Annotated in this window: 22 protein-coding genes and 1 pseudogene; 8 read left to right on the top strand and 15 right to left on the bottom strand. The window is 71.1% G+C overall.

The annotated features are described in order from the left end of the window. Positions 1 to 171 precede the first annotated feature (171 nt). From ACFZBP_RS29330 to ACFZBP_RS29300, 7 genes are all read left to right on the top strand, one after another. Positions 172 to 981, top strand: coding sequence for an NAD-dependent epimerase/dehydratase family protein (locus ACFZBP_RS29330; protein WP_391417418.1), 810 nt, complete (start codon positions 172 to 174; stop codon positions 979 to 981). A 347-nt stretch (positions 982 to 1,328) separates the two neighbouring features. Further along, on the top strand, positions 1,329 to 2,096 hold the full coding sequence (locus ACFZBP_RS29325) for a DeoR family transcriptional regulator (protein WP_391417415.1): 768 nt from the start codon (positions 1,329 to 1,331) through the stop codon (positions 2,094 to 2,096). Positions 2,097 to 2,182: 86 nt separating this feature from the next. Further along, the gene (locus tag ACFZBP_RS29320; RefSeq protein ID WP_391417413.1) at positions 2,183 to 3,553 is read left to right on the top strand and encodes an extracellular solute-binding protein; all 1,371 of its coding nucleotides are present in this window, start codon (positions 2,183 to 2,185) and stop codon (positions 3,551 to 3,553) included. Beyond that, on the top strand, positions 3,550 to 4,488 hold the full coding sequence (locus tag ACFZBP_RS29315) for an ABC transporter permease subunit (RefSeq protein WP_391417411.1): 939 nt from the start codon (positions 3,550 to 3,552) through the stop codon (positions 4,486 to 4,488). Before ACFZBP_RS29320 ends, ACFZBP_RS29315 begins: the two co-directional genes overlap by 4 nt. After that, positions 4,485 to 5,339 (top strand): ABC transporter permease subunit, encoded by an 855-nt coding sequence (locus ACFZBP_RS29310; protein WP_391417409.1) that lies wholly within the window; start codon positions 4,485 to 4,487, stop codon positions 5,337 to 5,339. Before ACFZBP_RS29315 ends, ACFZBP_RS29310 begins: the two co-directional genes overlap by 4 nt. Beyond that, positions 5,336 to 6,325 carry a zinc-dependent alcohol dehydrogenase family protein gene (locus tag ACFZBP_RS29305; RefSeq protein ID WP_383445264.1) on the top strand — a complete coding sequence of 330 codons (990 nt, stop codon included), beginning with the start codon at positions 5,336 to 5,338 and terminating at the stop codon, positions 6,323 to 6,325. The genes ACFZBP_RS29310 and ACFZBP_RS29305 overlap by 4 nt, the downstream gene beginning before the upstream one ends. A 376-nt stretch (positions 6,326 to 6,701) precedes the next feature. Then, positions 6,702 to 7,919: a TerD family protein gene (locus tag ACFZBP_RS29300; RefSeq protein WP_391417613.1), complete on the top strand. Its 1,218-nt coding sequence runs from the start codon at positions 6,702 to 6,704 to the stop codon at positions 7,917 to 7,919. Between the two features lie 67 nt (positions 7,920 to 7,986). Here the strand turns inward: ACFZBP_RS29300 and ACFZBP_RS29295 are convergent, their stop codons facing one another. The 8 genes and pseudogenes from ACFZBP_RS29295 to ACFZBP_RS29260 form a co-directional block, all read right to left on the bottom strand. Then, positions 7,987 to 8,124: a hypothetical protein gene (locus ACFZBP_RS29295; RefSeq protein ID WP_391417406.1), complete on the bottom strand. Its 138-nt coding sequence runs from the start codon at positions 8,122 to 8,124 to the stop codon at positions 7,987 to 7,989. A 154-nt stretch (positions 8,125 to 8,278) separates the two neighbouring features. Further along, positions 8,279 to 9,316: a substrate-binding domain-containing protein gene (locus ACFZBP_RS29290; RefSeq protein ID WP_391417404.1), complete on the bottom strand. Its 1,038-nt coding sequence runs from the start codon at positions 9,314 to 9,316 to the stop codon at positions 8,279 to 8,281. Positions 9,317 to 9,496: 180 nt separating this feature from the next. Further along, positions 9,497 to 10,513, bottom strand: coding sequence for a 1-aminocyclopropane-1-carboxylate deaminase (locus ACFZBP_RS29285; protein ID WP_383445255.1), 1,017 nt, complete (start codon positions 10,511 to 10,513; stop codon positions 9,497 to 9,499). A gap of 17 nt (positions 10,514 to 10,530) precedes the next feature. Next, positions 10,531 to 11,190 (bottom strand): FCD domain-containing protein, encoded by a 660-nt coding sequence (locus ACFZBP_RS29280; RefSeq protein WP_391417402.1) that lies wholly within the window; start codon positions 11,188 to 11,190, stop codon positions 10,531 to 10,533. Positions 11,191 to 11,280: 90 nt separating this feature from the next. Beyond that, positions 11,281 to 12,396: pseudogene (locus tag ACFZBP_RS29275) on the bottom strand (TROVE domain-containing protein); the annotation flags it as partial. Beyond that, the gene (locus ACFZBP_RS29270) at positions 12,348 to 13,109 is read right to left on the bottom strand and encodes an HNH endonuclease (RefSeq protein WP_391417400.1); all 762 of its coding nucleotides are present in this window, start codon (positions 13,107 to 13,109) and stop codon (positions 12,348 to 12,350) included. The pseudogene ACFZBP_RS29275 and the gene ACFZBP_RS29270, both read right to left, overlap by 49 nt. Before the next feature lie 75 nt (positions 13,110 to 13,184). Then, complete coding sequence (locus ACFZBP_RS29265; RefSeq protein WP_391417398.1) at positions 13,185 to 14,633, bottom strand: alkaline phosphatase PhoX; 1,449 nt, start codon at positions 14,631 to 14,633, stop codon at positions 13,185 to 13,187. Positions 14,634 to 14,811: 178 nt separating this feature from the next. Then, positions 14,812 to 16,257, bottom strand: a complete 1,446-nt coding sequence (locus tag ACFZBP_RS29260; protein WP_383445242.1) for a hypothetical protein — start codon at positions 16,255 to 16,257, stop codon at positions 14,812 to 14,814. Positions 16,258 to 16,587: 330 nt separating this feature from the next. Between ACFZBP_RS29260 and ACFZBP_RS29255 the strand changes: the two genes are divergently transcribed. Beyond that, entirely contained in the window at positions 16,588 to 18,417 is a 1,830-nt protein-coding gene (locus ACFZBP_RS29255; RefSeq protein ID WP_391417395.1) for an endonuclease/exonuclease/phosphatase family protein, read from the top strand. Positions 18,418 to 18,429: 12 nt separating this feature from the next. Here ACFZBP_RS29255 and ACFZBP_RS29250 read toward each other — a convergent pair whose 3' ends face one another. The 7 genes from ACFZBP_RS29250 to ACFZBP_RS29220 form a co-directional block, all read right to left on the bottom strand. After that, positions 18,430 to 19,164: an SRPBCC domain-containing protein gene (locus tag ACFZBP_RS29250; protein ID WP_391417393.1), complete on the bottom strand. Its 735-nt coding sequence runs from the start codon at positions 19,162 to 19,164 to the stop codon at positions 18,430 to 18,432. A 16-nt stretch (positions 19,165 to 19,180) separates the two neighbouring features. Further along, a complete protein-coding gene (locus ACFZBP_RS29245) occupies positions 19,181 to 19,792 on the bottom strand; it encodes an ArsR/SmtB family transcription factor (RefSeq protein ID WP_383445232.1) in 612 nt (203 codons plus the stop codon). A gap of 62 nt (positions 19,793 to 19,854) precedes the next feature. Continuing rightward, positions 19,855 to 20,556: an antibiotic biosynthesis monooxygenase gene (locus ACFZBP_RS29240; RefSeq protein WP_391417390.1), complete on the bottom strand. Its 702-nt coding sequence runs from the start codon at positions 20,554 to 20,556 to the stop codon at positions 19,855 to 19,857. A gap of 284 nt (positions 20,557 to 20,840) precedes the next feature. Further along, positions 20,841 to 21,446 (bottom strand): DUF3618 domain-containing protein, encoded by a 606-nt coding sequence (locus ACFZBP_RS29235; RefSeq protein ID WP_391417388.1) that lies wholly within the window; start codon positions 21,444 to 21,446, stop codon positions 20,841 to 20,843. Then, positions 21,443 to 21,850, bottom strand: coding sequence for a phage holin family protein (locus ACFZBP_RS29230; RefSeq protein WP_383445721.1), 408 nt, complete (start codon positions 21,848 to 21,850; stop codon positions 21,443 to 21,445). Before ACFZBP_RS29230 ends, ACFZBP_RS29235 begins: the two co-directional genes overlap by 4 nt. A 65-nt stretch (positions 21,851 to 21,915) precedes the next feature. Then, complete coding sequence (locus ACFZBP_RS29225; RefSeq protein WP_391417386.1) at positions 21,916 to 22,608, bottom strand: hypothetical protein; 693 nt, start codon at positions 22,606 to 22,608, stop codon at positions 21,916 to 21,918. Then, positions 22,605 to 22,772 (bottom strand): hypothetical protein, encoded by a 168-nt coding sequence (locus tag ACFZBP_RS29220; protein ID WP_391417622.1) that lies wholly within the window; start codon positions 22,770 to 22,772, stop codon positions 22,605 to 22,607. The genes ACFZBP_RS29225 and ACFZBP_RS29220 overlap by 4 nt, the downstream gene beginning before the upstream one ends. Positions 22,773 to 22,796 lie beyond the last annotated feature (24 nt).

Below are 22,796 nucleotides of genomic sequence, written 5' to 3'. Positions count from 1 at the left end.
CGGAGCAAGAGGGACGGATGGGATACAGGTCTGATGCAGGTCTCTGATCAGAGTTTATGGTTATGAACACAGTCCGCACCACCCTTGACGTAGGGAGGTGGTGATCCTTAACTAGTCCACGAATGTGAATACCGTGCACGCACGCGGCCGATCACTCAAGGAGCCCCGAGGATGCCCGCACCCCGCACCGTTCTGCTCACCGGCGCCGCCGGCGGCCTCGGCACCCTGATGCGGGACCTGCTCCCGGCGTACGGCTACGAGCTGCAGCTGCTCGACCTGCGCCCCATCGAGGGCGAGCCGGACGCGATCGTCGCCGACCTCGGCGACCGGGAGGCGGTGCGCGAGGCCGTCCGGGGCGTCGACGCGATCATCCATCTCGCGGGCATCTCCCTGGAAGCCCCGTTCGAGAAGATCCTGCGCGCCAACATCGAGGGCACCTACAACCTCTACGAGGCCGCCCGCGAGGAGGGCGTCGGACGCCTCGTCCTCGCCTCCTCCAACCACGCGGTCGGCTTCACGCCCCGCCCCCAGGGCGACGACCCGCTGATCCCCGTCGACACCCCGCGCCGCCCGGACACCTTCTACGGCCTGTCCAAGTCCTTCGGCGAGGACCTCGCGCAGTTCTACTGGGACAAGCACGGCCTGGAGACGGTGTCCGTGCGCATCGGCTCCTGTTTCCCCGAGCCGACCAGCGTGCGCATGCTCTCGGTCTGGATGAGCCCGGCCGACGGCGCCCGCCTCTTCCACGCGGCCCTGACCGCCGAGAACGTCGGGCACACGGTCGTCTACGGCTCCTCCGCGAACACCCGCCTGTGGTGGGACCTGACCACCGCCCGCTCCCTCGGCTACGACCCGCGGGACGACTCCGAGCCCTACGCCGAGAAGCTCATCGCCGAGCAGGGCGAGCTGGACCCGGACAACATCGCGCACGCCTACCTGGGCGGCCACTTCGTCAGCGACCCCCCGATCTGGCCGTACTGACCGGAAAGAGTCGTCACAGACGGCGGGCGGGCACCGAACGGGCCCGCCCGCCGCCGTGTTCGGGCAGAACCCGGGCCCGCCTCCCGCAGACCAGGACACGAGACCACCACCCACCCGAGGGGCGCGGGGAACTGCGCCACCAGCCACAACACACCCGCGGACACCACACGACCGCATCCCCCGAGCTCCGGGTCCGCCCCGGGCACACACAAGACCGAACGGGCACACACCGGGCAGTATCACCCCCGTAACAGACCTGGTCACCACACCGCACCCGCTGTAGAACTTCCCCCAAGGCCCACAGGAGGGCCCGAACGGGCAGCCCAGCGAGAAGGCAGGTGACGACCATGAACAGAACAGCGGAGGAACGCCAGCGCGAGATCGTCCGCACCGCCCGCGCGAGCGGCTCCGTCGACGTCACCGCGCTGGCCGCCGAACTGGGCGTGGCCAAGGAGACCGTACGACGGGATCTGCGCGTCCTGGAGGACCACGGCCTGCTCCGCCGTACCCATGGCGGCGCCTACCCCGTGGAGAGCGCCGGCTTCGAGACGACGCTCGCCTTCCGCGCCACCAGCCACGTCCCCGAGAAGCGCCGGATCGCCGCCGCGGCGGCCGAGCTGCTCGGGGACGCCGAGACCGTCTTCGTCGACGAGGGCTTCACCCCGCAGCTCATCGCCGAGTCCCTGCCCACCGACCGGCCGCTGACCGTGGTCACCGCGTCCCTTCCGGTCGCGGGCGCCCTCGCCGAGGCCGAGCAGGTCTCCGTATTGCTGCTCGGCGGCCGGGTGCGGTCCGGAACCCTCGCCACCGTCGACCACTGGACGACGAAGATGCTGGCCGGATTCGTCATCGACCTGGCGTTCATCGGCGCCAACGGCATCTCCCGCGAGCACGGCCTGACCACCCCCGACCCGGCCGTCAGCGAGGTCAAGGCGCAGGCGATCCGGGCCTCGCGGCGCACGGTGTTCGCGGGCGTGCACACCAAGTTCGGAGCGGTCAGCTTCTGCCGGTTCGCCGGCATCGGCGCACTGGAGACGATCGTGACGAGCACCCTGCTCCCGGCGGCCGAGGCCCACCGCTACTCACTCCAGGGCCCCCAGGTCATCCGCGTCTGACCACCGAAGTCACTCCCCAGGGGGCATCCGCACGCCTCCGCGCACCCCATATCTCCCTATTCACCCCAATCGTCCAGGAGCGATCCATGCGAACCCAGAGCCGACGACGGCCACCGCGAGCCACGCTCGCCATGGCCGCCGCAGGGACGCTGCTCGCCCCGCTGCTCTCCGGCTGCTGGGTCGGAGCCGGCGGGGCGGGGTCGGGCGGCGACTCGATCAACGTCCTGATGGTCAACAACCCCCAGATGACCGAGTTGCAGAAGCTCGCCCCCCGCTTCACCGAAGAGACCGGCATCAAGGTCAACTTCACCGTCCTACCCGAGAACGACGTCCGCGACAAGATCAGCCAGGACTTCGCCAACCAGGCCGGCCAGTACGACGTCGCCACCCTCTCCAACTACGAGATACCGATCTACGCCCGCAACGGCTGGCTGAAGGAGATGAACTCCTACGTCGCCAAGGACCCGGCGTACGACGAGCAGGACGTCCTCAAGCCGATGCGCCAGTCCCTGACCGGTGACGACGGCAAGCTCTACGGCCAGCCCTTCTACGGCGAGTCGTCCTTCCTGATGTACCGCAAGGACGTGTTCGAGAAGCAGGGCCTGACGATGCCCGCGCACCCCACCTGGCAGCAGGTTGCGGACCTCGCGGCCAGGACGGACGGCGCCGAGCCCGGCATGAAGGGCATCTGTCTGCGCGGGCTGCCCGGCTGGGGCGAGGTGATGGCCCCGCTCACCACCGTCGTGAACACCTTCGGCGGCACCTGGTTCGACAAGGACTGGAAGGCGCGGCTGGACTCCCCCGAGTGGGAGAAGGCGACGAAGTTCTATGTCGACCTGGTCCGTGAACACGGTGAGTCCGGAGCCGCCCAGTCCGGGTTCGCCGAGTGCCTGAACAACATGACCCAGGGCAAGGTCGCCATGTGGTACGACGCCACCTCGGCGGCCGGCTCCCTGGAGTCGGCGAAGAGCCCGGTCAAGGGCAAGGTCGGCTACGCGCCGGCCCCCGTCGAGAAGACCGAGTCCGCCGGCTGGCTCTACACCTGGGCGTGGGGCATCCAGCAGGCGTCCCGCAACCCCGACGAGGCCTGGAAGTTCGTCTCCTGGGCGTCCGGCAAGCAGTACGAGCAACTGGTCGGCGACGAGATCGGCTGGTCCAACGTGCCGGCCGGCAAGCGTGCCTCCACCTACGCCAACCCGGCGTACCGCGAGGAGGCGGCGGCCTTCCAGGAGATGACGAAGGAGGCCATCGAGGGCGCCCGCCCGAACGACCCCGGCGTGCAGCCGCGCCCCGCGCCCGGCATCCAGTTCGTCGGCATCCCCGAGTTCACCGACCTCGGTACCAAGGTCTCCCAGGAGATCAGCGCGGCCATCGCCGGACGCCAGTCCGTCGACTCGGCCCTGAAGAAGTCCCAGCAGCTCGCCGAGAAGATCTCCGAGGAGTACGAGGGGCGATGACAGCGACGACCACGGCCCCGGTGGCCACGACTGAGGTACGCACCACCCGTCCGCCCTCCGCCCGGCTGCGCGCCTGGGCGACCCGGGCCCCCTTGCTCCCCGCTCTGATCTTCATGATCGCGGTGACCCAGCTGCCGTTCGTGGCCACCCTGGTGATCTCGTTCTTCGACTGGAACTCCCTCTACCCGGACGCCCGGAAGTTCGCCGGCCTGGGCAACTACCAGGAGGTCCTCACCGACGCCGACCTGCGCCACTCGGTCTGGACGACCGTGCTGCTGACGGCAGCGGTGGTGCTGGCCAGCCTGGTCCTCGGCCTGGTGCTCGCCCTGCTGCTGGACCGCAGGTTCAAGGGCCGCGGGGTGGTCCGCACCCTGCTGATCGCCCCGTTCCTGGTGGTCCCGGTGGCGGCGGCCCTGCTCTGGAAACATGTGCTCTACAACCCCGAATACGGCCTGTTCAATGGGTTGTTGCACTATGTGGGCGGCCCACAGCCGGACTGGATCTCCAACACCCCGCTCCTCGCGGTCGAGGCCTCCCTGGTCTGGCAGTGGACGCCGTTCATGATGCTGATCCTGCTGGCCGGCCTGCAGAGCCGTGACCACGAGCAGATCGAGGCGGCGCGGGTCGACGGCGCGAGCGACTGGCAGATCTTCCGCCACCTCACCCTCCCCCATCTGCGCCGCTACCTCGAACTCGGCGCCCTGCTGGGCTCGATCTACATCGTCCAGAACTTCGACGCGGTCTTCACGATCACGTCCGGCGGCCTGGGCACCGCCAACCTCCCCTACACCGTCTACCAGAGCTTCTACCAGGCCCACGAGAACGGCCTCGCCTCGGCCGCGGGCGTCCTGGTGGTCATCGGCTCGATCATCATCGCGACCTTCGCGCTGCGCGTGGTGTCGTCCCTGTTCCGCGAGGAGGTGTCGCGCGCATGAGTGCAGCAGCCGTACGACCGGCGATACGCAGCCGCCGCAAGGGAGTCGGCCTCGGCCTGGTGGCCTGGCTGCTCGGGATCCTGTTCTTCCTGCCGATCGCGTGGATGGCCCTGACGTCCTTCCACTCCGAGGAGGACGCGGCGACCAACCCGCCGTCCTTCGCCGCGTCGCTGACGCTGGACGGCTACCGCGAGTTCTTCGGCGCGGGCGGTGGCGCGAGCCCCTGGCCGGCACTGGTCAACTCGACGGTGGCGTCGATCGCGTCGACCCTGTTCGTCCTGGTCCTGGCGCTCCCCGCGGCGTACGCCCTGTCCATCCGCCCGGTGAAGAAATGGACGGACGTCCTGTTCTTCTTCCTGTCCACGAAAATGCTGCCGGCCGTGGCGGGCCTGCTGCCCCTGTACCTGTTCGCGAAGAACACGGACATGCTCGACAACATCTGGCTGCTGGTCATCCTCTACACCTCCATGAACCTGCCGATCGCGGTGTGGATGATGCAGTCCTTCCTCGCCGAGATCCCGGTCGCGATCATCGAGGCGGCGAGGGTGGACGGGGCGAAGCTGCCCACGATCCTCACGCGCGTGGTGGCCCCCGTCGCGTTGCCCGGCATCGCCGCGACAGCCCTGATCTGCTTCATCTTCAGCTGGAATGAACTTCTCTTCGCCCGCGTGCTGACCGGCGTGGTGGCGGAGACAGCCCCCGTCTTCCTGACCGGCTTCATCACCAGCCAGGGCCTGTTCCTGGCGAAGGTGTGCGCCGCGTCGCTCGTCATCTCCCTGCCGGTGCTCGCCGCGGGGTTCGCCGCCCAGGACAAGCTGGTCCAGGGCCTGTCGTTGGGAGCCGTGAAATGAAGGCCGCCGTCATCGAGTCCGTGGGCAAGGCAGTCGTCGCCGAGGTCCCCGACCCGACGCCAGGCCCCCGGGAGGTGGTCGTCGAGGTCGCGGCCTGCGGCCTGTGCGGCACGGATCTGCACATCCTCCAGGGCGAGTTCGCGCCCAAGCTGCCGATCGTGCCCGGGCACGAGTTCGCGGGCGAGGTGGTCGGGGTCGGGACCAGGGTCACGGAGCTGTCGGTGGGCGACCGGGTGGCGGTCGACCCGTCCCTGTACTGCTACGAGTGCCGCTACTGCCGCACGGGCCACAACAACCTCTGCGAACGCTGGGCGGCGATCGGCGTGACCACGGCGGGCGGTGCGGCGCGGTACGCGGTGGCACCGGTCGCGAACTGCGTACGGCTCCCCGAGCACGTCCGCACCCAGGACGCGGCCCTGGTCGAGCCCCTGTCCTGCGCGGTCCGCGGCTACGACGTCCTCCGGTCCCGCCTCGGCGCCCACGTCCTCATCTACGGGTCCGGCACGATGGGCCTGATGATGCTGGAGCTCGCCAAGCGGACGGGCGCGGCGAGCGTGGACGTGGTGGACGTGAACCCCGCCCGCCTGGAAACGGCACGCACGCTCGGCGTCTCGGCATCCGCCGCCAACCCCGACGAACTGGACCGCCCCCAGGGCTGGGACCTCGTCATCGACGCCACCGGCAACGCCGCCGCGATCCAGGACGGCCTGGACCGGGTGGCCAAGGCCGGCACGTTCCTCCAGTTCGGGGTGGCCGACTACTCGACCCGCGTGACGATCGATCCGTACCGCATCTACAACCAGGAGATCACCATCACCGGCTCCATGGCCGTCCTCCACAGCTTCGAACGCGCGGCGGAGCTGTTCGCGAACGGGGTTCTCGACCCGGACATCTTCATCAGCGACAGGATCCCGCTGGAGCGGTATCCGGAGGCGTTGGAACAGTTCGCGTCCGGGGTTGGCCGAAAGATCGTCGTGATCCCATAGCGGTTTCCTCGCCCCCGCCGCCCCTACCCGTCCCATCCCTGGGGCTGCGCCCCCAGACCCCCCTGATCGGCCCTCCGGGCCTCGTTCTCAAACGCCGGACGGGCTGGAAGATCGGAGCGGGGTCTGGGGCGGAGCCCCAGAAAGGGGCGCGGGGCTGTGTCGATATGCGGCTCAGCCGCGTGGGCGCGACCAGCCCCCACCCACCCGCACCCGAAGACCGACCCGGGGTCGAAGGGGCGGAGCCCCTGGGGATGGGACGGGTAGGGGCGGCGGGGGCGAGCCCTGTTGGGGGCGCTCCGCCGAGTCGGGTCCGCCAAATGGTCGGCAGGTAAGGGAACGGTAAAACGCCCCCGCTCGTTCACCCGGCATGACAGCTATGACCCCCGGCTCGAACATCCCTCTCTCCGCCGCGCGCGTGACGGTGGACGTCGCCGCCCCGGTGCGGCTCGACGTATCGGGCCTGCTGCTCACCGCCGACGGCAAGGTGCGCTCCGACGACGACTTCATCTTCTACAACCAGCCCCAGGGCACGGGCGTGACGTACCGCTCCGGCGGCGGCACCAGCCCCGACGCGATCACCGTCGACACCACGGCCGTACCCCCCGGCATCGAGAAGATCGTCGTCACCGCCAGCCCGGACGCCGCCGGCCAGACCTTCCAGGGCATCGAACCCACGGCCACCATCCGCAACGCGGACGACAACAGCGTCCTGGCCACCTTCACACCCCCGCAGCTCGGCACCGAGACGGCACTGGTGATCGTCGAGGTCTACCTCCGCAACGGCGCCTGGAAGGCCCGCGCGGTCGGCCAGGGCTACGCCAACGGCCTGGCCGGCATCGCCACCGACTTCGGCGTCACGGTCGAGGAACCGGCCCCGGCCGCCACCCCCGCCGCCCCGCCTCAGCCCACCATGCAGCCCCCGGCCGCCCCGCCCGCCCCGCCGATGTCCACTCCCCCGGCACCCCAGGCCCCCGCCGCTCCCCCGGCCCCGCCCGCGCCCCCCGCCCCCGGCGCCGGGAAGATCAACCTCGACAAGGGCCGCGTCAGCCTCCAGAAGAACCAGACCGTGTCCCTCGTCAAGGGCGGCCGCCCCCTGCTCTCCCAGGTCAAGATGGGCCTCGGCTGGGAGCCGGCGTACCGCGGCAAGGACATCGACCTGGACGCCTCCGTCATCGCCTACGGCCCGCAGCGCAACCACATCGACAGCTGCTACTTCGGCAAGCTCCAGATCGTGCAGGGCGCGATCCGCCACTCCGGCGACAACCTCACCGGCGAGGGCGGAGGGGACGACGAGGTCATCACCGTCGACCTCGGCCGTCTCCCCCAGGAGGTCACCGGGCTCGTCTTCACGGTCAACTCGTTCTCCGGCCAGAAGTTCACCGAGGTGGCCAAGGCGTACTGCCGCCTGATCGACGCCGCCTCCGGCGAGGAACTCGTCCGCTTCGACCTCACCAGCGCCGAGGCGCAGACCGGCGTCATGATGGCCAAGCTGATCAGGCAGTTCTCCGGCGAGTGGGAGATGACGGCCATGGGCGACTTCGTGAAGTCCCGCACGGTCCGGGGCATGGTGAAGCCGGCGGCCCAGGCGCTGTAGACCCACGCGTACGACGCCCAGGGCGCCCCCGGCCGAAGGGGGCGCCCGGCTCGCACACGGGAAGGCTTCACATCTTCGTGCGCATCCAGAAGGTGCCGAAGGCGTTGGCCGCACCGGGGATGATCAGCGCCTTCAGCGAGCCGACCCAGCCGAACTCGGCCAGGGTGACAAGCTGCGGCACCAGCGACAGCTGCGCGGGGATCATGTACGGGACGAGAAGCGTGCCGAAGAGGAACTTCCTGCGGGAACTCGTCGAGAGGGTTCGGGCCGGAGGCGGGGGGCGTTTCCGGCGCGCCGAGGCGTACCCGGGCTCGGGCCTCAAGTCGCGGCACAAGCCCCGCCGCTAGGCGTAACCGCACTCAGGCCGAGGTCCGCACCACCAGCTCGGGAACCACCCAGGCCTCGGCGCCCCGCAGCGGTTCCTCGCCTGCTCGTAGGCGGGCGACCTGTTCGACGGCCAGCCGCCCCAGTCGCCGTTTGTCGATGTGCAGGGTGGTCAGGGCGGGCTCCACCAGCTCGCCCAGCGACAGTCCGTCGAAGCCCAGCACGGCCAGGTCCTCCGGTACGCGTCGGCCCCGGCGCCGGGCGGCGCGCATGGCGCCGACCGCGATCAGGTCGTTGAAGCCGAAGACGGCGGTGACGTCGGGCCGGGCGTCGAGCAGCCGCTCCATGGCGGCCTCGCCCCCGGCCACGCTGTGCTCGGCACACAGCGCGATCCAGCTGTCGTCGACCGGCAGGCCGTGGCGCCGGGCCTGCTCCAGGAAGGCCTCCCTGCGCGGGCCGGGTCCGTGCACTCCGTCCAGCATGCCGATCCTGCGATGCCCCGCGCCCACCAGATGGGCCATGCCCTGTTCGAGGCCGGCGGCGGCGTCGATGCCCACGGCCGCGAAACGGGTGTGCTGGGGGCCGCGCTCCAGCAGCACCAGCGGTACGCCTCCGAGGTGCCGGGCCAGCACTTCGTCGGGGCTCTTGAAGTAGCCGACGATGGCGTCGGCCTGGTGGGACAGCACGTCGAGCGCGTCCCGCTCGCGGGCCTCGTCGATGCGGGAGTCCCACATCACCACCTGCCAGCCCCGCTGCTCGGCCGCCTCCAGCACACCGGCGGCCACCTCGGGGAAGAAGGGGTTCATCAGATCCGGGATCACCAGACCGGCCGTCACGGCGCCCTTCTGCACCATGCCGCGCGCGAAACGGCTCGGCCGGTAGTCCAGCAGCCGAGCCGCCTCCAGCACCCGTTGCTTGGTGGCCGGGTCGATCTCGCCCTTGTCGTTGACCGCGCGGGAGACCGTCTGCCGGGACACTCCGGCGAGCTTCGCGACGTCGTGGATCGTGGCCCGGCGGCGCGTGCCGTCAGGTCGCCCGACACTCGTCTCCCACTGCTGATCGTCCGGCCGCACGGGGGCACTGTAGCGCTCCGCTTGACTGGCCGCGCAAAAGGTCGTCGGTTGTCTGCGGGACCGTTGTGGCTGGTCGCGCAGTTCCCCGCGCCCCTGACGGGGCGGTCGTGGGTCGTCCGCGGCACCATCGTGGCTCGTCGCGCAGTTCCCCGCGCCCCTTTCAGGGGGCGCCCCTAGCGGTCAGAACAGCGCGCTGTACGCGTTCAGTGCCGGCTGACCGCCGAGGTGGGCGTACAGGACGGTTGAGGCCTGGCTGATCTCGCCGCGGCCGACCAGGTCGATCATTGCGGCCATCGACTTGCCCTCGTACACGGGGTCGGTGATCATGCCCTCTGTCCCGGCCGCGAGGCGCATGGCGTGGAGGGTCGTCTCGTCCGGGATGCCGTACGTGCCGGCGTGGTACCGGTCGTCGAGGTCGATGTCGTCCTCGGTCAACTCTCGCTTGACGCCGATGAGTTGAGCGGTGTTGTGGGCGATGCGGGCGATCTGCTCGCGGGTGGTGGCGGGCTTGGCGGAGGCGTCGATGCCGAGGACGCGGCGCGGTCGGGCGCCGGCCTCCTCCAGGGCGGCGAAGCCGGCGACCATTCCGGCCTGGGTGGAGCCGGTGACCGAGCACACGATCACCGTGTCGAAGAAGACGCCCAGCTCCCGCTCCTGCTCGGCGACCTCGTAGGCCCAGCCGGCGAAGCCCAGTCCACCGAGCGGGTGGTCGGAGGCGCCGGCCGGGATGGCGTACGGCTTGCCGCCCGATTCCTCGACCTCCCTGAGCGCCTGCTCCCAGCTCTCCTTGAAGCCGATCCCGAACCCGGCCCGCACCAGGCGTACGTCGGCGCCGGCGAGGCGGCTGACGAGGATGTTGCCGACCTTGTCGTACACGGAGTCGGGCCAGTCCACCCAGCTCTCCTGGACCAGCACGCACTTGAGGCCCGCGCGGGCGGCGACGGCGGCGACCTGGCGGGTGTGGTTGGACTGCACGCCACCGATCGAGACGAGGGTGTCGCAGCCCTTGGCCAGCGCGTCGGCGACCAGGTACTCGAGTTTGCGGGTCTTGTTCCCGCCGTACGCGATACCGGAGTTGCAGTCCTCGCGCTTGGCCCAGAGGGAGGCGCCGCCGAGGTGCGCGGTCAGGCGCTCCAGGGGGTGCACGGGGGACGGGCCGAAGAGGAGGGGGTAACGCTCGTAGGAAGAGAGGGACATGGGGTGCCTCCACGGGGTCACGGCGTCGGTCGGTCGGAGTCGGCCAGGTCGGCGAGGGTGCGCCAGATCTCCGCCGTGACCTGGACCGCTCCGTCCACGTCACCGCCGGCGCACGCCTCGATCAGCCGCTCGTGCAGCCCTGCCGAACGGCAGGTCCCGCCCTCACCGAAGCGCCGGCGCTCCAGGCGGCGGATGAGCGGGGTGTAGCGGGCGACGGTGGCGGCGGCGGCGCGGTTGCCGCTCACCCGTACCAGTACGTCGTGCAGTTCGTCGTCGGCCCGGAGCGCGAGGTCCACTGCGCCGGACGCGACGGCTGCGGCGAACCGGTCGTTGGCGGCACGCATGATCTCCACGTCCGCGGCCGTCAGCCGGGGCACGGCGACCCGTGTCACCAGCTCGTGCATCGCGCCGACCACGGAGGCGGCGTCCCGTACGTCGGCCGCCACGACCGGAGTCACCCGCGTGTAGCTCTGCGGCTTGCTCTCCAGCAGCCCCTCGTCCACCAGCCGCGAGAACGCCTCCCGCACCGGCGCCCGCGACAGCCCGAGCCGCTCCGCGAGATCGGCGTCCCGCACCACCGCACCGGGCTCGATCTCCCCGGCCACGATGGCGTCCCGGATCGATTCGTACGCGCGGTCCCTGAGCAGGGTCCGGGCTACGGGTCGTATGGCCTCCACGACTGAAATGTTAGATGTCAGTTCGAGTGCGGACAAGAGTGTGGCCCGCACCCCGTGAGTGCGGGCCACGCTCCCGGCTCGTGCCGGACCTCAGTTCACCCAGGGCCAGTCGGCGTTCCGAGCGCTCTCCAGCAGGGGAACCATCCGGAAAGCCGCGTCCGAGAGCCCTCCGAAGGTGTGCCGGTTCGCCTTGCCCGACGGGCCGTGTCCCGCCCGGTAGCCGGCGAGGTTCCAGGTGTAGACCGGCACGTCGGCGGGGACCTGCTCGGTCGGGTCGCCGTGGCGGCTGTACGCGTACTGCTCGTCGGTGACGATCAGCACCCGATCGTGCTTCCGGTAGTGCCGGCGGACCGCCCCGGTGGTGTCGGTGCCGCCCAGGCCACCGAAGCGGCCGAGGATCTTCAGCACCGACTCGCCCCCGCGGAACCTCACCGGGGCGCTCGTGGTGCCGAACTCCACAAGGTCCGCGTTCTTCGCCCGCAACGCCAGTGCCGTGCCGAAGATCGCCGCCGCGTCGGCGCGGTTGAGCTTCGAACGGTCGGACAGCGGACCCCACATGGAGCCGGAACGGTCGACGAGCACCAGCGTCCGGCCGGGCAGCGTGGGCACATTGGCCAGCGAGTGACCGAGCGCCTGCTCCAGCGGGTACGCCCAGCGCAGCGACGGCGCGTGCCGGTACGCGGCGAGGTACCGGAAGGGGAACTGCCGCGCCCGTACGACCTCGGCGGGGTCGCTGATCCGCGCCGCGACCTGGGCCGCCACCTCGTCGGAGACCCCTGCCTCGTCGAAGTTCCGCAGGTTGCGGATCAGCGCCATCGCGCCCATGGACGGGATGACCGACTCCCAGGCCGCCCTGTCCATCGGCCCCTGGAGCCAGCCCGCCAGCGCCTCCCACGTCATCCCGGCCGCCGCGAGCCGCTCGGCCCCGCCCCGCGAGGTGACCACGGCACGGCGCTCCTCGACGGGCAGCGCCATCAGCTCGCGGTGCGCGACCAGCGTCCGGGCGGACGCGGGCGGCACGGCGGTGTCCGGGTTGTGCCGGCGGGCGAGGGCGTACTGGAACAGCTCGCCCTGCCACGGCTTGTCCGGGTCCGGCGCCGCGTGCACCAGGTTGAGGATGTCGCCGAAGCGGTAGCCCTTGGACGCGGTGTCGTACTTCAGCAGCGCCTTGCCGCCGTAGAGGCGGCGTACGGCGTCGGCGACGCCTCATCTCCCCTTGAGCGAGTGTCCGCTGCCTTGCGTTGGCCAAGCCAGACCTCTTGATAGCGGCGGCTCTGCTGCTGCCGCACAGGCTGTACTCGGGGGTTGTTCAAGTGCTGGTAGTTGGGCGTGAGCGCGTGGCAGTTCGGGCACAGCAGTCGAAGGTCCTCCGGACGGTTCTTCGTACGATCTCCGTCGACGTGATCAACGTGCAGGGGGACACGTCCGGACACGGGGTTGATCTCGGCCCAGCCGCACTTCTCGCAGCACTGCCCTCTGAGCAGGACCAAGGCTTGGCGCACACGCCAGTCCGGGCTGCCGTCCTCTCGGGTTCCGCTGACCTCACCCGCCTGCCAGGCAGCGAGCCATCGCGCGAACGTGCCCGTCCGCTCATAGCGATCCTCGTTGAAACACTCCCAAGAGCAGTACGGCCCGTCGCAGCGAGGACGACGCCCCGTCGCTCCGCAACGGCGGCACGGCGCGGGATTCCCACGACGTGCCGCCGCCTGCTGCCTTCGGGTTGTATTGGCGCAGGTTCGGCTGCAATGGATCGCGCCCCTGGTCAGTACAGGTTCCCCGCACTGAGGGCACACCGGCTTCGGCCTGCGCCTGCCTTCAGCACGTTGCACGGCTGTCCCCACGAGGCTGCACCGGTTACTACAGAAGCGTCTGCCCTGCCTCTTCACCGGCGTGGCGCACTGCTCACACAACTTGGACATGCGTGAACGGTATGTCGAGCGCCAGGCACCGCCCCTCGAATCGGACAGGCTCACCTATTCGAGTGACCCAGCGTTCTAACGCCGCTGCCGCTTCCAGGGCCCCGTGATCGCCAGCATGATGCCCGGCGTCTGGATGTTGGCGTAGAGGGTCTTTCCGTCGCAGGAGAAGGTGACGCCGGTGAACTCGCTGTATTCGGGCTCGTCGTCCGTGCCGATGTTGAGTTCGTTGCGGGCGATGGGGTAGGTGCGGCCGCTGTCGGTGGCGCCGAAGAGGTGCTGGACACCCTCGCCGTCCTCGGCGATGACGAGGCCGCCGTACGGGGAGACGGTGATGTTGTCGGGGCCGTCGAAAGCGCCGTCCTTGGACGGGTCGGGGTTGACGCCGAGGAGGACCTTCAGTGTCAGGGTGCGGCGCTTGGGGTCGTAGAACCAGACCTGGCCGTCGTGCTGGAGGGGGCTCTCCTCGCGGGCGTAGGAGGAGACGATGTAGGTGCCGCCGTCGCCCCACCACATGCCCTCGAGCTTGCGGGCGCGGGTGATCTCATCGCCGGCGAACTGCTTGCGCACGGGCGTGGTCCTGGCGTCGCGGTCGGGGACGTCCACCCAGTCGACGCCGTACACCGTGCCGATCCTCGTGGCGCGGGAGAGGTCATCGACGAACTTGCCGCCCGAGTCGAAGCACTTGGGGGCCTGGAGGACACCGGCGTCGTCGGCCAGCGTGCGGAACCTGCCGTGGCCGTACTCGAAGCCCTTCGGCGGGGTCCAGCGGAACAGCAGTCCGTTGGGGCCCGCGGCGTCCTCGGTGAGGTAGGCGTGGCCGCGCCTGGGGTCGATGACGACGGCCTCGTGGTCGTAGCGGCCGAAGAACTTCAGCGGCTTGGGGTCCTGGTTGGCGCGCCGGTCGACGGGGTCGACCTCGAAGACGTAGCCGTGGTCCTTGGTCATGCCGTTGGTGCCGGCCCGGTCGGAGTTCTCCTCGCAGGTGAGCCAGGTGCCCCAGGGGGTGCGGCCGCCCGCGCAGTTGGTGGAGGTGCCGGCGATGCCGACCCACTCGGCGACCTGTCCGCCGGGGCGGACCTCGACGACCGTGCAACCGCCGGAGGCGGCGGGGTCGTAGACGAGTCCCTCGGTGAGCGGGACGGGGTGCTTCCAGTTGGCGCGGGGGCCCTTCAGCTCGTGGTTGTTGACGAGGAGGGTCGTGCCGCGCGGCCCGTCGAAGGCGGCCGTGCCGTCGTGGTTGGAGGGGGTGAACTCGCCCGACTCCAGCTTGGTCCTGCCGCTGTAGGTGATGACGCGGTACTCGAACCCGGCGGGCAGCGCGAGGATGCCCTTCGGGTCCGGGATCAGCGGGCCGTACCCGACGCCGCCACCGTGGGCGTCCGCCGACTTCTCGCCCTCGGCCGCGGCCTCCGTGGACGCGAGCGCGTTGGGCGCGCTGGCCAGAACGCCGGCGCTGCCCGCCAGCGCGACACCGGCACCGGTGATCGCGGAGTTCCTGGCGAAGTCCCTACGGGTGAGCGACATGGTGTCTCCTGAGACAGTGGGTGCCGTGGAGGGTGGCGGACCTCGAGTCGGCGCAACGGTGCCGCCCATGCGTGAACACCGGTTGAACAACGCCCTAAGGGGCGCGGGACGGTATCCATATGCGGCTCCGCCGCGCGGGCGCGACCAGCGACACTCGACCGGCACTCGCAGGACAGGCTCAGCCCCCCTGCTGCGACCGCGCCTTGAACGCGGCCTTCCGCGCCTCCTTCGCGATCTTCTTGTCCGGATGCAACCGCCCCATCGCCTCCAGCACATCCGCGGTGGCCGGATGATCCACCCGCCACGCCGCCGCGAAGAACCCACCGTGCTGCGCGGCCAGCCCCTCCACCAGCGCCCGCAGCTCGTCGGAGTTCCCCTCCGCCGCCAGCTGCGCCGCCACCGTGTCGACGGTCAGCCAGAACACCAGGTCCTGGGAGGGCGCGGGAACGTCGGAGAACCCCGCCTCGGTCAGCCAGACCCGGGCCAGCCCGCCCAGCTCGGGATCGTCGAGGACCTCCCGCAGCGCCGGCTCGGCGTCCGCGCCCAGCAGGGACAGCGCCTGCTGGCAGCGCAGCCGCCGCAGCGGGGCCCCGGCGTCCAGGCCGCGCGCCGCCGCCAGCAACTCCCGTGCCGCGGCGAGGGATTCGCGCCGGGCGAGCCACATCTCGGTCTCGGTGCGCGCGGCGACCTGCGGGAAGGTGGCGGTGCCGTCGAGCAGTGCGTCGGCGCCCTTGTCCGCGAGGTCCCCGACGGCGGGCGCCTCGAACCCGGCCTCCAGCAGTCGCGACCGCAGCCCGTACAGGCCGAGCGGGGTCAGCCGCACCATGCCGTAGCGCGATACGTCGGTGTCGTCGACGGCGGCCGACGCCTCTCCGGCGCCCTCGGCCTCCGCGTCCGCGTCGGCCATCAGCGCCTCGTCCACCGGCTGGTACTCCACCAGCCCGACCGGCGCCAGCACCCGGAACTGGTCGTCGAGGCGCATCATCGCGTCGGAGACCTGCTCCAGCACGTCGTTCGTGGGCTCGCCCATGTCGCTGGGCACGATCATCGACGCGGCGAGGGCGGGCAGCGGCACGGGTGCCTCGCCGGGGCCGTCCTCGCCGACGGTGAGCAGGTACAGGTTGCCGAGGACTCCGTCGAGGAACTCCGCCTCGGCCTCCGGGTCCCAGTCCAGCGAGGAGAAGTCGATCTCGCCGCCCGTGTCGATGGCGTCGACGAGGTCGTCGAGGTCGGGCACGCTCGCGTCGGCGAGGACCGTCTCCAGCGCCGCCAGCCACACCGCGAGCACGTCCTGCGGCGAACCGCCGGTCAGCAGCGCCAGGTCGGCGCCGGGCTCGACCGTGCCGGCCTCCTCGTCGACGATCTCGACCAGCCCGGCGTCGACGGCCACGCGCCAGGCCTCGCTCGCGTACGCGGCGGCGTCGTCGCCGCTCAGCCCGAGTGCCTCGGCGGCCGCCGGCAGCTGCTCCTCCACGAGGCCGCCCCCGGCGTCGACCCGGGTGTCGGGTCCGGCCCAGCGGGCGAGCCGCGTGGCCCGGGCGAGCAACGGCGTGGACAGCGCGTCCCGCGCCAGCTCCGCTTCGGGGTGCAGCCGCACCGGCGGCAGGGAGGAGCTGTCTGACATCGGCTGTTTCTCCTAGGGCGTTCTGCATGGCCGTAAGCGACACGGCCCTCGGCCGTACGCATCACGGCTCGACCGCTCAGCCTAGACGGATTTCGACCCATGCCACCCGGTTCATCTCCCCGTCGGGCGCTGTACATGGCCGAAACCTTGACAAGTGACTTGACCAGGCAGGAGATTGACGCGCGTAGAAACCGGGCGGACATCTGTTCACTGTATTTTCTACGCGCGTCGCCACCGCCCCACCGGTCGCGCCTGCACCCAGCGTTTGCACCGACCGTTCCACGCACCACCCTCGTCCCGGCGCTCATTCACGTCCCCGGAGGGATTCCGTTGCCGAGCAAGAAGTCCGCGCGTCTCGCCGCGCTCACCGTCGCCGCCGTGTGTTCCGCTGCGTCCACCGTCGTCCTCACCGCCCCCGCGCACGCCGACTCCGTGCGCATCCATGACGTCCAGGGCAGCACGCGCATATCCCCGTACGCCGGCAAGGAGGTCACGGACGTGGCCGGAATCGTCACCGGCGTACGCACCTACGGTTCGTCCAGAGGCTTCTGGATCCAGGATCCGCAGGCGGACGACAACCCGGCCACCAGCGAGGCCATCTTCGTCTACACCAACTCCACGCCGAAGGGTGTCGCCGTCGGCGACGCGGTCACGGTGTCGGGTACGGTCCAGGAGTACGTCCCGGGCGGCGCCGCCACCGGCAACCAGTCGATCACCGAGATCACCAAGCCGACGTTCACCGTCGTCTCCAGCGGCAACGCCCTGCCGGCGGCCGTGGTCATCTCCGACAGATCCGTGCCGGCCGCCTACGCCCCCGCCGGCGACGCGGCCGCGAACGGCTCGGTCAACGGCCTGACGCTCAGGCCCAGGGCGTACGCCCTGGACTACTACGAGTCCCTGGAGCACATGAACGTCCAGGTCGCCGACGCCCGCGTGGTCACCGCCACCGATCCGTACACCGAGCTGTGGGTCACGGTGAAGCCGTGGGAGCACCGCAACCGGCGCGGCGGCACGGTCTACGGCTCCTACGAGTCCCAGAACACCGGACGCCTCCAGATCCAGTCCCTGGGCAAGCCGGCCGACTTCCCGGTCGCGAACGTCGGTGACACCCTCGCCGGCACCACCACAGGTCCGCTGGACTACACCCAGTTCGGCGGCTACACCCTGGTCGCGAGCGAGCTGGGGACGCTCAAGAGCGGTGGCCTGAAGCGGGAGACCACGCGGAAGCAGGGGCGCGGCGAGCTGGCGGTCGCGACGTACAACGTCGAGAACCTCGACCCGTCCGACGCCACCTTCGCCGAGCACGCCTCCGCGATCGTGAACAGCCTCCAGTCGCCCGACATCGTGTCCCTGGAGGAGATCCAGGACAACAACGGCGCGAAGGACGACGGTACGGTCGCCGCCGACCAGACGATGCAGAAGCTGATCGACGCGATCGTCGCCGCGGGCGGCCCGGCGTACCAGTGGCGTTCGATCGACCCGGTGGACAAGGCCGACGGCGGTGAGCCGGGCGGCAACATCCGGCAGGCGTTCCTGTTCAACCCGGAGCGGGTGTCCTTCGTGGACCGTGCGGGCGGCGACGCCGCGACGGCCGTCGGCGTTACCAAGGTCAAGGGCAAGGCCGCGCTGACGGTCTCCCCGGGGCGGGTCGACCCGGCGAACGCGGCCTGGACGAACAGCCGTAAGCCGCTGGCCGGCGAGTTCACCTTCCGTGGCCGGACGGTCTTCGTGATCGCCAACCACTTCGCCTCCAAGGGAGGCGACCAGCCGCTGCACGCGCAGTTCCAGCCGCCGGTCCGCAGCTCGGAGACCCAGCGCCACCTCCAGGCGACCGCGGTGAACTCGTTCGTGAAGGACATCCTGGCCGTCCAGAAGAACGCGGATGTCGTCACGCTCGGCGACATCAACGACTTCGAGTTCTCCGGCACCGCCAAGCTGCTGGAGGACGACGGGGCGCTGTGGTCGGCGATCAAGTCGCTGCCCAGGAGCGAGCGTTACTCGTACGTCTACCAGGGCAACGCCCAGACGCTGGACCAGATCCTGATCAGCCCGTCGATCCGGAAGTCCTGCGACTTCGAGTACGACAGCGTGCACATCAACTCGGAGTTCAACGACCAGATCAGCGACCACGACCCGCAGGTGCTGCGGTTCCGCCCGTAGTCACGCCCGGGCTCAGGGCTGGCTGAACACGCCGTTCAGCCAGCTCTGCCAGGCGGCTTCGCACTCCTTGATGTCGGCGCCGGGCGTGAAGTCGTGCAGGGAGATGCCGACGGGGTGGCCCCAGTGGTTGCGTCCGAAGACGCGGGTCAGGCCCCGCTCCGTGCGCAGCCCGATGAAGTGGGGGTCGCGGAAGTCGACCACGGCGTCGAAGTCGTCGGGGCCGTGCACCCGCACGCTCGTCCCGGCGGTCACGTCCTCCCCGACGCCGAGGGCCCGCCCGACCACGGCCAGGGCATCGGCGGCCTTCGCCGCCTCGGGGCCGTCGAACGTGGCGAAGGCGGCCGGGCGGGGCGCGAAGTGGACAAGGTACTCACGCAGGGTGTGCAGATAGAAGTCGGTGTGCTTGGCGGCGCCGTCGTACTGGTTGTCCCAGTCGTCGACGAAGATGCCGCTGTGCACGTACCGCACCCAGGCGCGCCGACCCTCGTCGCGGGGCTCGATGGTGTAGTCGAGCTGGTTCCTCGACTGTTCGGCGATGCCCTCGACGTCCTCGACGAGGTTGGTGTAGCGGTGCGGCGGGTCCCAGGCGGTGACCTTGGACCCGAACGGCCCGCGGCCGCCGACCCGGGGCTCCGGCGGTTCCATCGGCCAGAGGTAGCCTCCGGTGCCGGTGGTGACCGCCTCCCAGACCTCCTCGGGCGTGGCGTCGACCTCGAACTCGCGGGCGATCTCGAATTCCTTGGACATGGCGGGCTCCTGGGTCCTACTGCTCGATTTCCTGGGTGGGCTGCTGGTCCTTGACCGTGGGGTGGACGGCGACGACGATCCGGTGGTCACGGCCGCCCTCGGTGCCGGGCGCGTCGTACTTGCGGATCAGGGCGCTCACGCCGGCCGTCAACTCCTCGATGAAGGCGGCTCGTTCGGCGGCCGAGGCGAAGCGGACCTCGCCGTCGAGCGCGTAGGTCGCCAGCCGTTTGCGGGCCTTCGTGGCGCCGGTGATCAGCGAACCGACGTCCCGCACCAGCCGGGCGCCGAGTGCGAGCAGCCAGCGGGCGGAGAGCTGGTCGCGGAAGCGGTCCGGGTCCGGCTGCACGGAGGCGAGCGCGAGCGGCGAGATGACGTACGACGCCGCCGTCGCCCGCATGAGCCGTTCGGTGACGTTTCCCTTGCGACGCTCCCCGGCCAGCTCGACGAGGCCGTGCCGCTCCAGTGCCTTGAGGTGGTAGTTCACCTTCTGCCGGGGCAGTCCGACCTTGCCGGCCAGCATGGCGGCGGACGCGGGTCCGGCCGCCAGTTCGGCGAGCAGCCGGGCCCTTGTGGGGTCCAGGGAGACGGCTGCGGCCTCGGGGTCCTCGATCACGGTGACGTCCAGCATGCGTCCACCGTCTCACCGAAAACTTTTTTTGTCCAGGCGGTTCAAATTTTCGGTGAGTCGCTTCAGCCGGGCAGGAGTCCGAGCGCGTGGTCGTACCGGCTGACCGTGCTGCGCTTCAGCCCCGGCCAGTTCTGCACCCGATGCCACGGTTCCGTCGCCGAGCCCACACCGTCGCCGGGGGCGGCGAGGGCGTCGGCGTGGGCCTGAGCGCTCTCCCACTCGGCGTAGTTCAGGACGCGGGTGCCGTCGGTGCCGAGGTGGAAGTGGGCGGAGATGCCGCCGGGGTGGGGGTTCGGCTCGGCCGCGAGCGCCTCCAGGACGGCGTCCACCCAGGCGCGCTGCCGCTCGGGGTCGGGTCCCTCGAACTCGATGTCGACGATCACGACACAGCCGGGGACCCGGGGGTCGCCGTCCCGCCGGACACCGCGGTAGCGCCGGTACCGGCCGAGCCCCAGCCGCTCGATGCCCGGTACGGCGGTGTCGATCTCGTCGACGCGCTCCTGCCGGTGCGTCCGTACGAACGACTCGTAGGCCTGCTCATCGCGCCACTGCGCGTGGTGGAGGAGGGTGGAGCCGTCGTGGCCGGTGTAGACGTGGTAGCCGAGCAGGTCGTCGGCGGGCCAGGGGCGGGCCTCCCAGGTGCCGGCGATGGCCTCGACGGTCTGCTTCTGCCGCAGAGGGGTGCCCACCCGCCAGGTGCTGAAGAAGGGGGCGCCCATGTCGGGGCGGGTGAGGTCGGGGTGGGCGTCGGTACGGCGGGGCATGGCGGCCTCCGGGAGGGGTGGTCGATGCGTGCACCGATCACCTTTCGCCCTCAACCGGACTTGAGGTCAAGACGCCGCCCGGCGACCGACCTCGGCCGGACCGACCCCGGCCGGGGCGGGGCCGGCCCCTGACTCCGCCGTACCGGTGTGCCTCTGCGACCGCGCCTGCCTCACACCGCCCGGCATCATTCAGCCCGTCCGGCGTTTGAGGACGAGGCCCCTTCAGGGCAGACGCGGGGGCCTGGGGGCGGCAGCCCCCAGGCACGTTCTCGGGCGGACGCCGGTCAGAAGGCTCCGTGCCCCCGCCTGCGCAGCACCCGGGTCGCGACGACCGCTCCCACCACCGCCCCGACGATCAGCACCGGCCGCGGATGCCGCAGACCGGCCTGCACGACGGTGCGGACGGGACGCGGGACACTGTGCTCGACCACATGGCCCGCGTGCGTCGCCCTGTCCTGGACGGTGTGGCCGGTCCGGGTGGCCCGGTCCTGCACGGTGTGCCCGGCCTGCGTGGCGCGGTCCTGCACGACGTGCCCGGCCTGCGCCGCCTTGTCCTGCACGACGTGCCCGGCGCGCGCCGCCCGGTCCTGGACCACGTGCCCGGCCTGGGTCGCGCTGCTGCGCAGTTGCACGGTCATCGCGCCCGCCTTGTCCTTCAGGTCGGCGGCGCGAGCCATGGCGCGGCCCTTCACGTCGGCCTTGCCCGCCAACTCCTCGACGGTGTCGCCGAGTTCGCCCCGCGTCCGCTCGATCTGGCGGCGCAGTTCGTCGGGGCCCTTGGCCCCGCCGCCCGCCTTCTTGGCCGCGCTCCTCCCCGCGGCCGCGGCTTTCGCGGCGCCCTTCTTCGCGGCCTCTCCGCCGCCCGTCGCCCCCGCCTTCTTGTCCGTCATCGGTGCGCCCTTCCCTTCATCTCCTCGACATCGGCCCTGACGCTGCCGAGAGCCTCCTCCGGGGTGGGAGGGGCGGCGCGGCGCAACTGTGCGCGGCCGGTCGCGGCCAGCAGGCCGGCGAGGGCGAACAGGGCCCCCGTCACGATCAGCGCCGCGGCCCACAGGGGCAGCGTCAGCGAGAGCGCGGCGGTGGCCGCCGCGGCCAGGAACAGCAGACCGGCGTACGCGACCGCACCCGCGGCCCCCAGCAGGCCACCGCCGCGGCCGGCGCGCCGGCCCTTCTCGGCCAGCTCCTCCTTGGCGAGGGCGACTTCCTGCCGTACGAGCCGGGAGAGCTGCTCGCCGGCCTGTCCTACGAGTTCGCTCACCGAGCGATGCTCGTCGCGCTGCCGCTCGGGAGCCATGGAACCGGTCACGGTGTTCCGCCTCCTCTCGGTTCGGAACACCCGGGTACCCGTCGCGGCCCCCGCTATCCCTGCCGGCCGCCGCCCGGTCCGCGCTCGCCCAGCCGGGCCAGCTGAGCCTGGAACCAGTCGAGGCGGGCCTGCAACAGGGCGGCCTCGGCGGTGAGTTCGGGTACGCCCGGTTCACCGGCCGCGGCGAGGCCGGCGACCGCCACGGAGGCCCCCTGCCCGGCCACCACCCGCAGCCCCTGCCCCGCCAGCCGGGCGAACTCCGCGAGCGAGACGGACGTACGGCCGCGCAGGCAGCCCGCACAGGAGGGCGCGAGGGCCTTCCAGCCGGGGCGGCCCCAGCCGGTGTCGGCCAGGGCGGCGGCGACCGTACCGCAGGCGCAGGGGCCGACCGTGGCGGTGCGCACCCGCTGACGGGCGTAGCGGAAGCCGCGCTCGAAGCGGATGTACCGGCCCAGCACGGTGACCTCGAGCAGTACGGCCGCCCGGTGCTCGGCCGTGCACAGCAGCGCCTCCGCCGTCGTACGGTCGTGGACGCAGTGGAAGCCGCAGTCGCAGCGGCGGCTCGGCGCCGGGTGCCGCAGGCCGTAGACGCAGGACGCGTCGGCCAGGACCCCGTACGGCAGCGCGCCGCCCAGCGACACACCGGTGAACCCGGCCCGGGTACCGTCCTGGGACAGCATCGGGTGGGCGATCTTGTATCCGGTCGGCGGCTCCGTCGGGCGTTCCTCCGGAAGCCGCAGTCTCATCGGGTGACCGGGACCTCTTCGTGCGCCGACGCCGTCTCGACGGTCCCGGTCCCGGCGATCTCCGCGATCTCCTCGGCGAGTTCGGTTTCCTCGTCGTGGTCCTGCGGCCGCTCCTGCGCGACTCCGGTGGCGAGTGCTTTGCCGAGCTTCATGACGCCTCCCATGACCAGGGGTCCTTCACCGTCCTG

Source organism: Streptomyces sp. NPDC008086 (assembly GCF_042957325.1).
Taxonomy (GTDB): Bacteria; Actinomycetota; Actinomycetes; order Streptomycetales; family Streptomycetaceae; genus Streptomyces.
Note: the sequence above shows the minus strand (reverse complement) of the source record. Positions and strands in the feature narration are given on the sequence as shown.

What these genes read in the sequence shown, in the direction of transcription:
- ACFZBP_RS29225 (WP_391417386.1), bottom strand. Translation starts at nt 22,608, where the DNA reads ATGAGACTGCGGCTTCCGGAGGAACGCCCGACGGAGCCGCCGACCGGA.
- ACFZBP_RS29240 (WP_391417390.1), bottom strand. Translation starts at nt 20,556, where the DNA reads ATGCCCCGCCGTACCGACGCCCACCCCGACCTCACCCGCCCCGACATG.
- ACFZBP_RS29330 (WP_391417418.1), top strand. Translation starts at nt 172, where the DNA reads ATGCCCGCACCCCGCACCGTTCTGCTCACCGGCGCCGCCGGCGGCCTC.
- ACFZBP_RS29320 (WP_391417413.1), top strand. Translation starts at nt 2,183, where the DNA reads ATGCGAACCCAGAGCCGACGACGGCCACCGCGAGCCACGCTCGCCATG.
- ACFZBP_RS29220 (WP_391417622.1), bottom strand. Translation starts at nt 22,772, where the DNA reads ATGGGAGGCGTCATGAAGCTCGGCAAAGCACTCGCCACCGGAGTCGCG.
- ACFZBP_RS29260 (WP_383445242.1), bottom strand. Translation starts at nt 16,257, where the DNA reads ATGTCAGACAGCTCCTCCCTGCCGCCGGTGCGGCTGCACCCCGAAGCG.
- ACFZBP_RS29310 (WP_391417409.1), top strand. Translation starts at nt 4,485, where the DNA reads ATGAGTGCAGCAGCCGTACGACCGGCGATACGCAGCCGCCGCAAGGGA.
- ACFZBP_RS29265 (WP_391417398.1), bottom strand. Translation starts at nt 14,633, where the DNA reads ATGTCGCTCACCCGTAGGGACTTCGCCAGGAACTCCGCGATCACCGGT.
- ACFZBP_RS29305 (WP_383445264.1), top strand. Translation starts at nt 5,336, where the DNA reads ATGAAGGCCGCCGTCATCGAGTCCGTGGGCAAGGCAGTCGTCGCCGAG.
- ACFZBP_RS29245 (WP_383445232.1), bottom strand. Translation starts at nt 19,792, where the DNA reads ATGCTGGACGTCACCGTGATCGAGGACCCCGAGGCCGCAGCCGTCTCC.
- ACFZBP_RS29315 (WP_391417411.1), top strand. Translation starts at nt 3,550, where the DNA reads ATGACAGCGACGACCACGGCCCCGGTGGCCACGACTGAGGTACGCACC.
- ACFZBP_RS29325 (WP_391417415.1), top strand. Translation starts at nt 1,329, where the DNA reads ATGAACAGAACAGCGGAGGAACGCCAGCGCGAGATCGTCCGCACCGCC.
- ACFZBP_RS29250 (WP_391417393.1), bottom strand. Translation starts at nt 19,164, where the DNA reads ATGTCCAAGGAATTCGAGATCGCCCGCGAGTTCGAGGTCGACGCCACG.
- ACFZBP_RS29285 (WP_383445255.1), bottom strand. Translation starts at nt 10,513, where the DNA reads ATGTCCCTCTCTTCCTACGAGCGTTACCCCCTCCTCTTCGGCCCGTCC.
- ACFZBP_RS29230 (WP_383445721.1), bottom strand. Translation starts at nt 21,850, where the DNA reads ATGGCTCCCGAGCGGCAGCGCGACGAGCATCGCTCGGTGAGCGAACTC.
- ACFZBP_RS29235 (WP_391417388.1), bottom strand. Translation starts at nt 21,446, where the DNA reads ATGACGGACAAGAAGGCGGGGGCGACGGGCGGCGGAGAGGCCGCGAAG.
- ACFZBP_RS29270 (WP_391417400.1), bottom strand. Translation starts at nt 13,109, where the DNA reads ATGTCCAAGTTGTGTGAGCAGTGCGCCACGCCGGTGAAGAGGCAGGGC.
- ACFZBP_RS29300 (WP_391417613.1), top strand. Translation starts at nt 6,702, where the DNA reads ATGACCCCCGGCTCGAACATCCCTCTCTCCGCCGCGCGCGTGACGGTG.
- ACFZBP_RS29295 (WP_391417406.1), bottom strand. Translation starts at nt 8,124, where the DNA reads ATGATCCCCGCGCAGCTGTCGCTGGTGCCGCAGCTTGTCACCCTGGCC.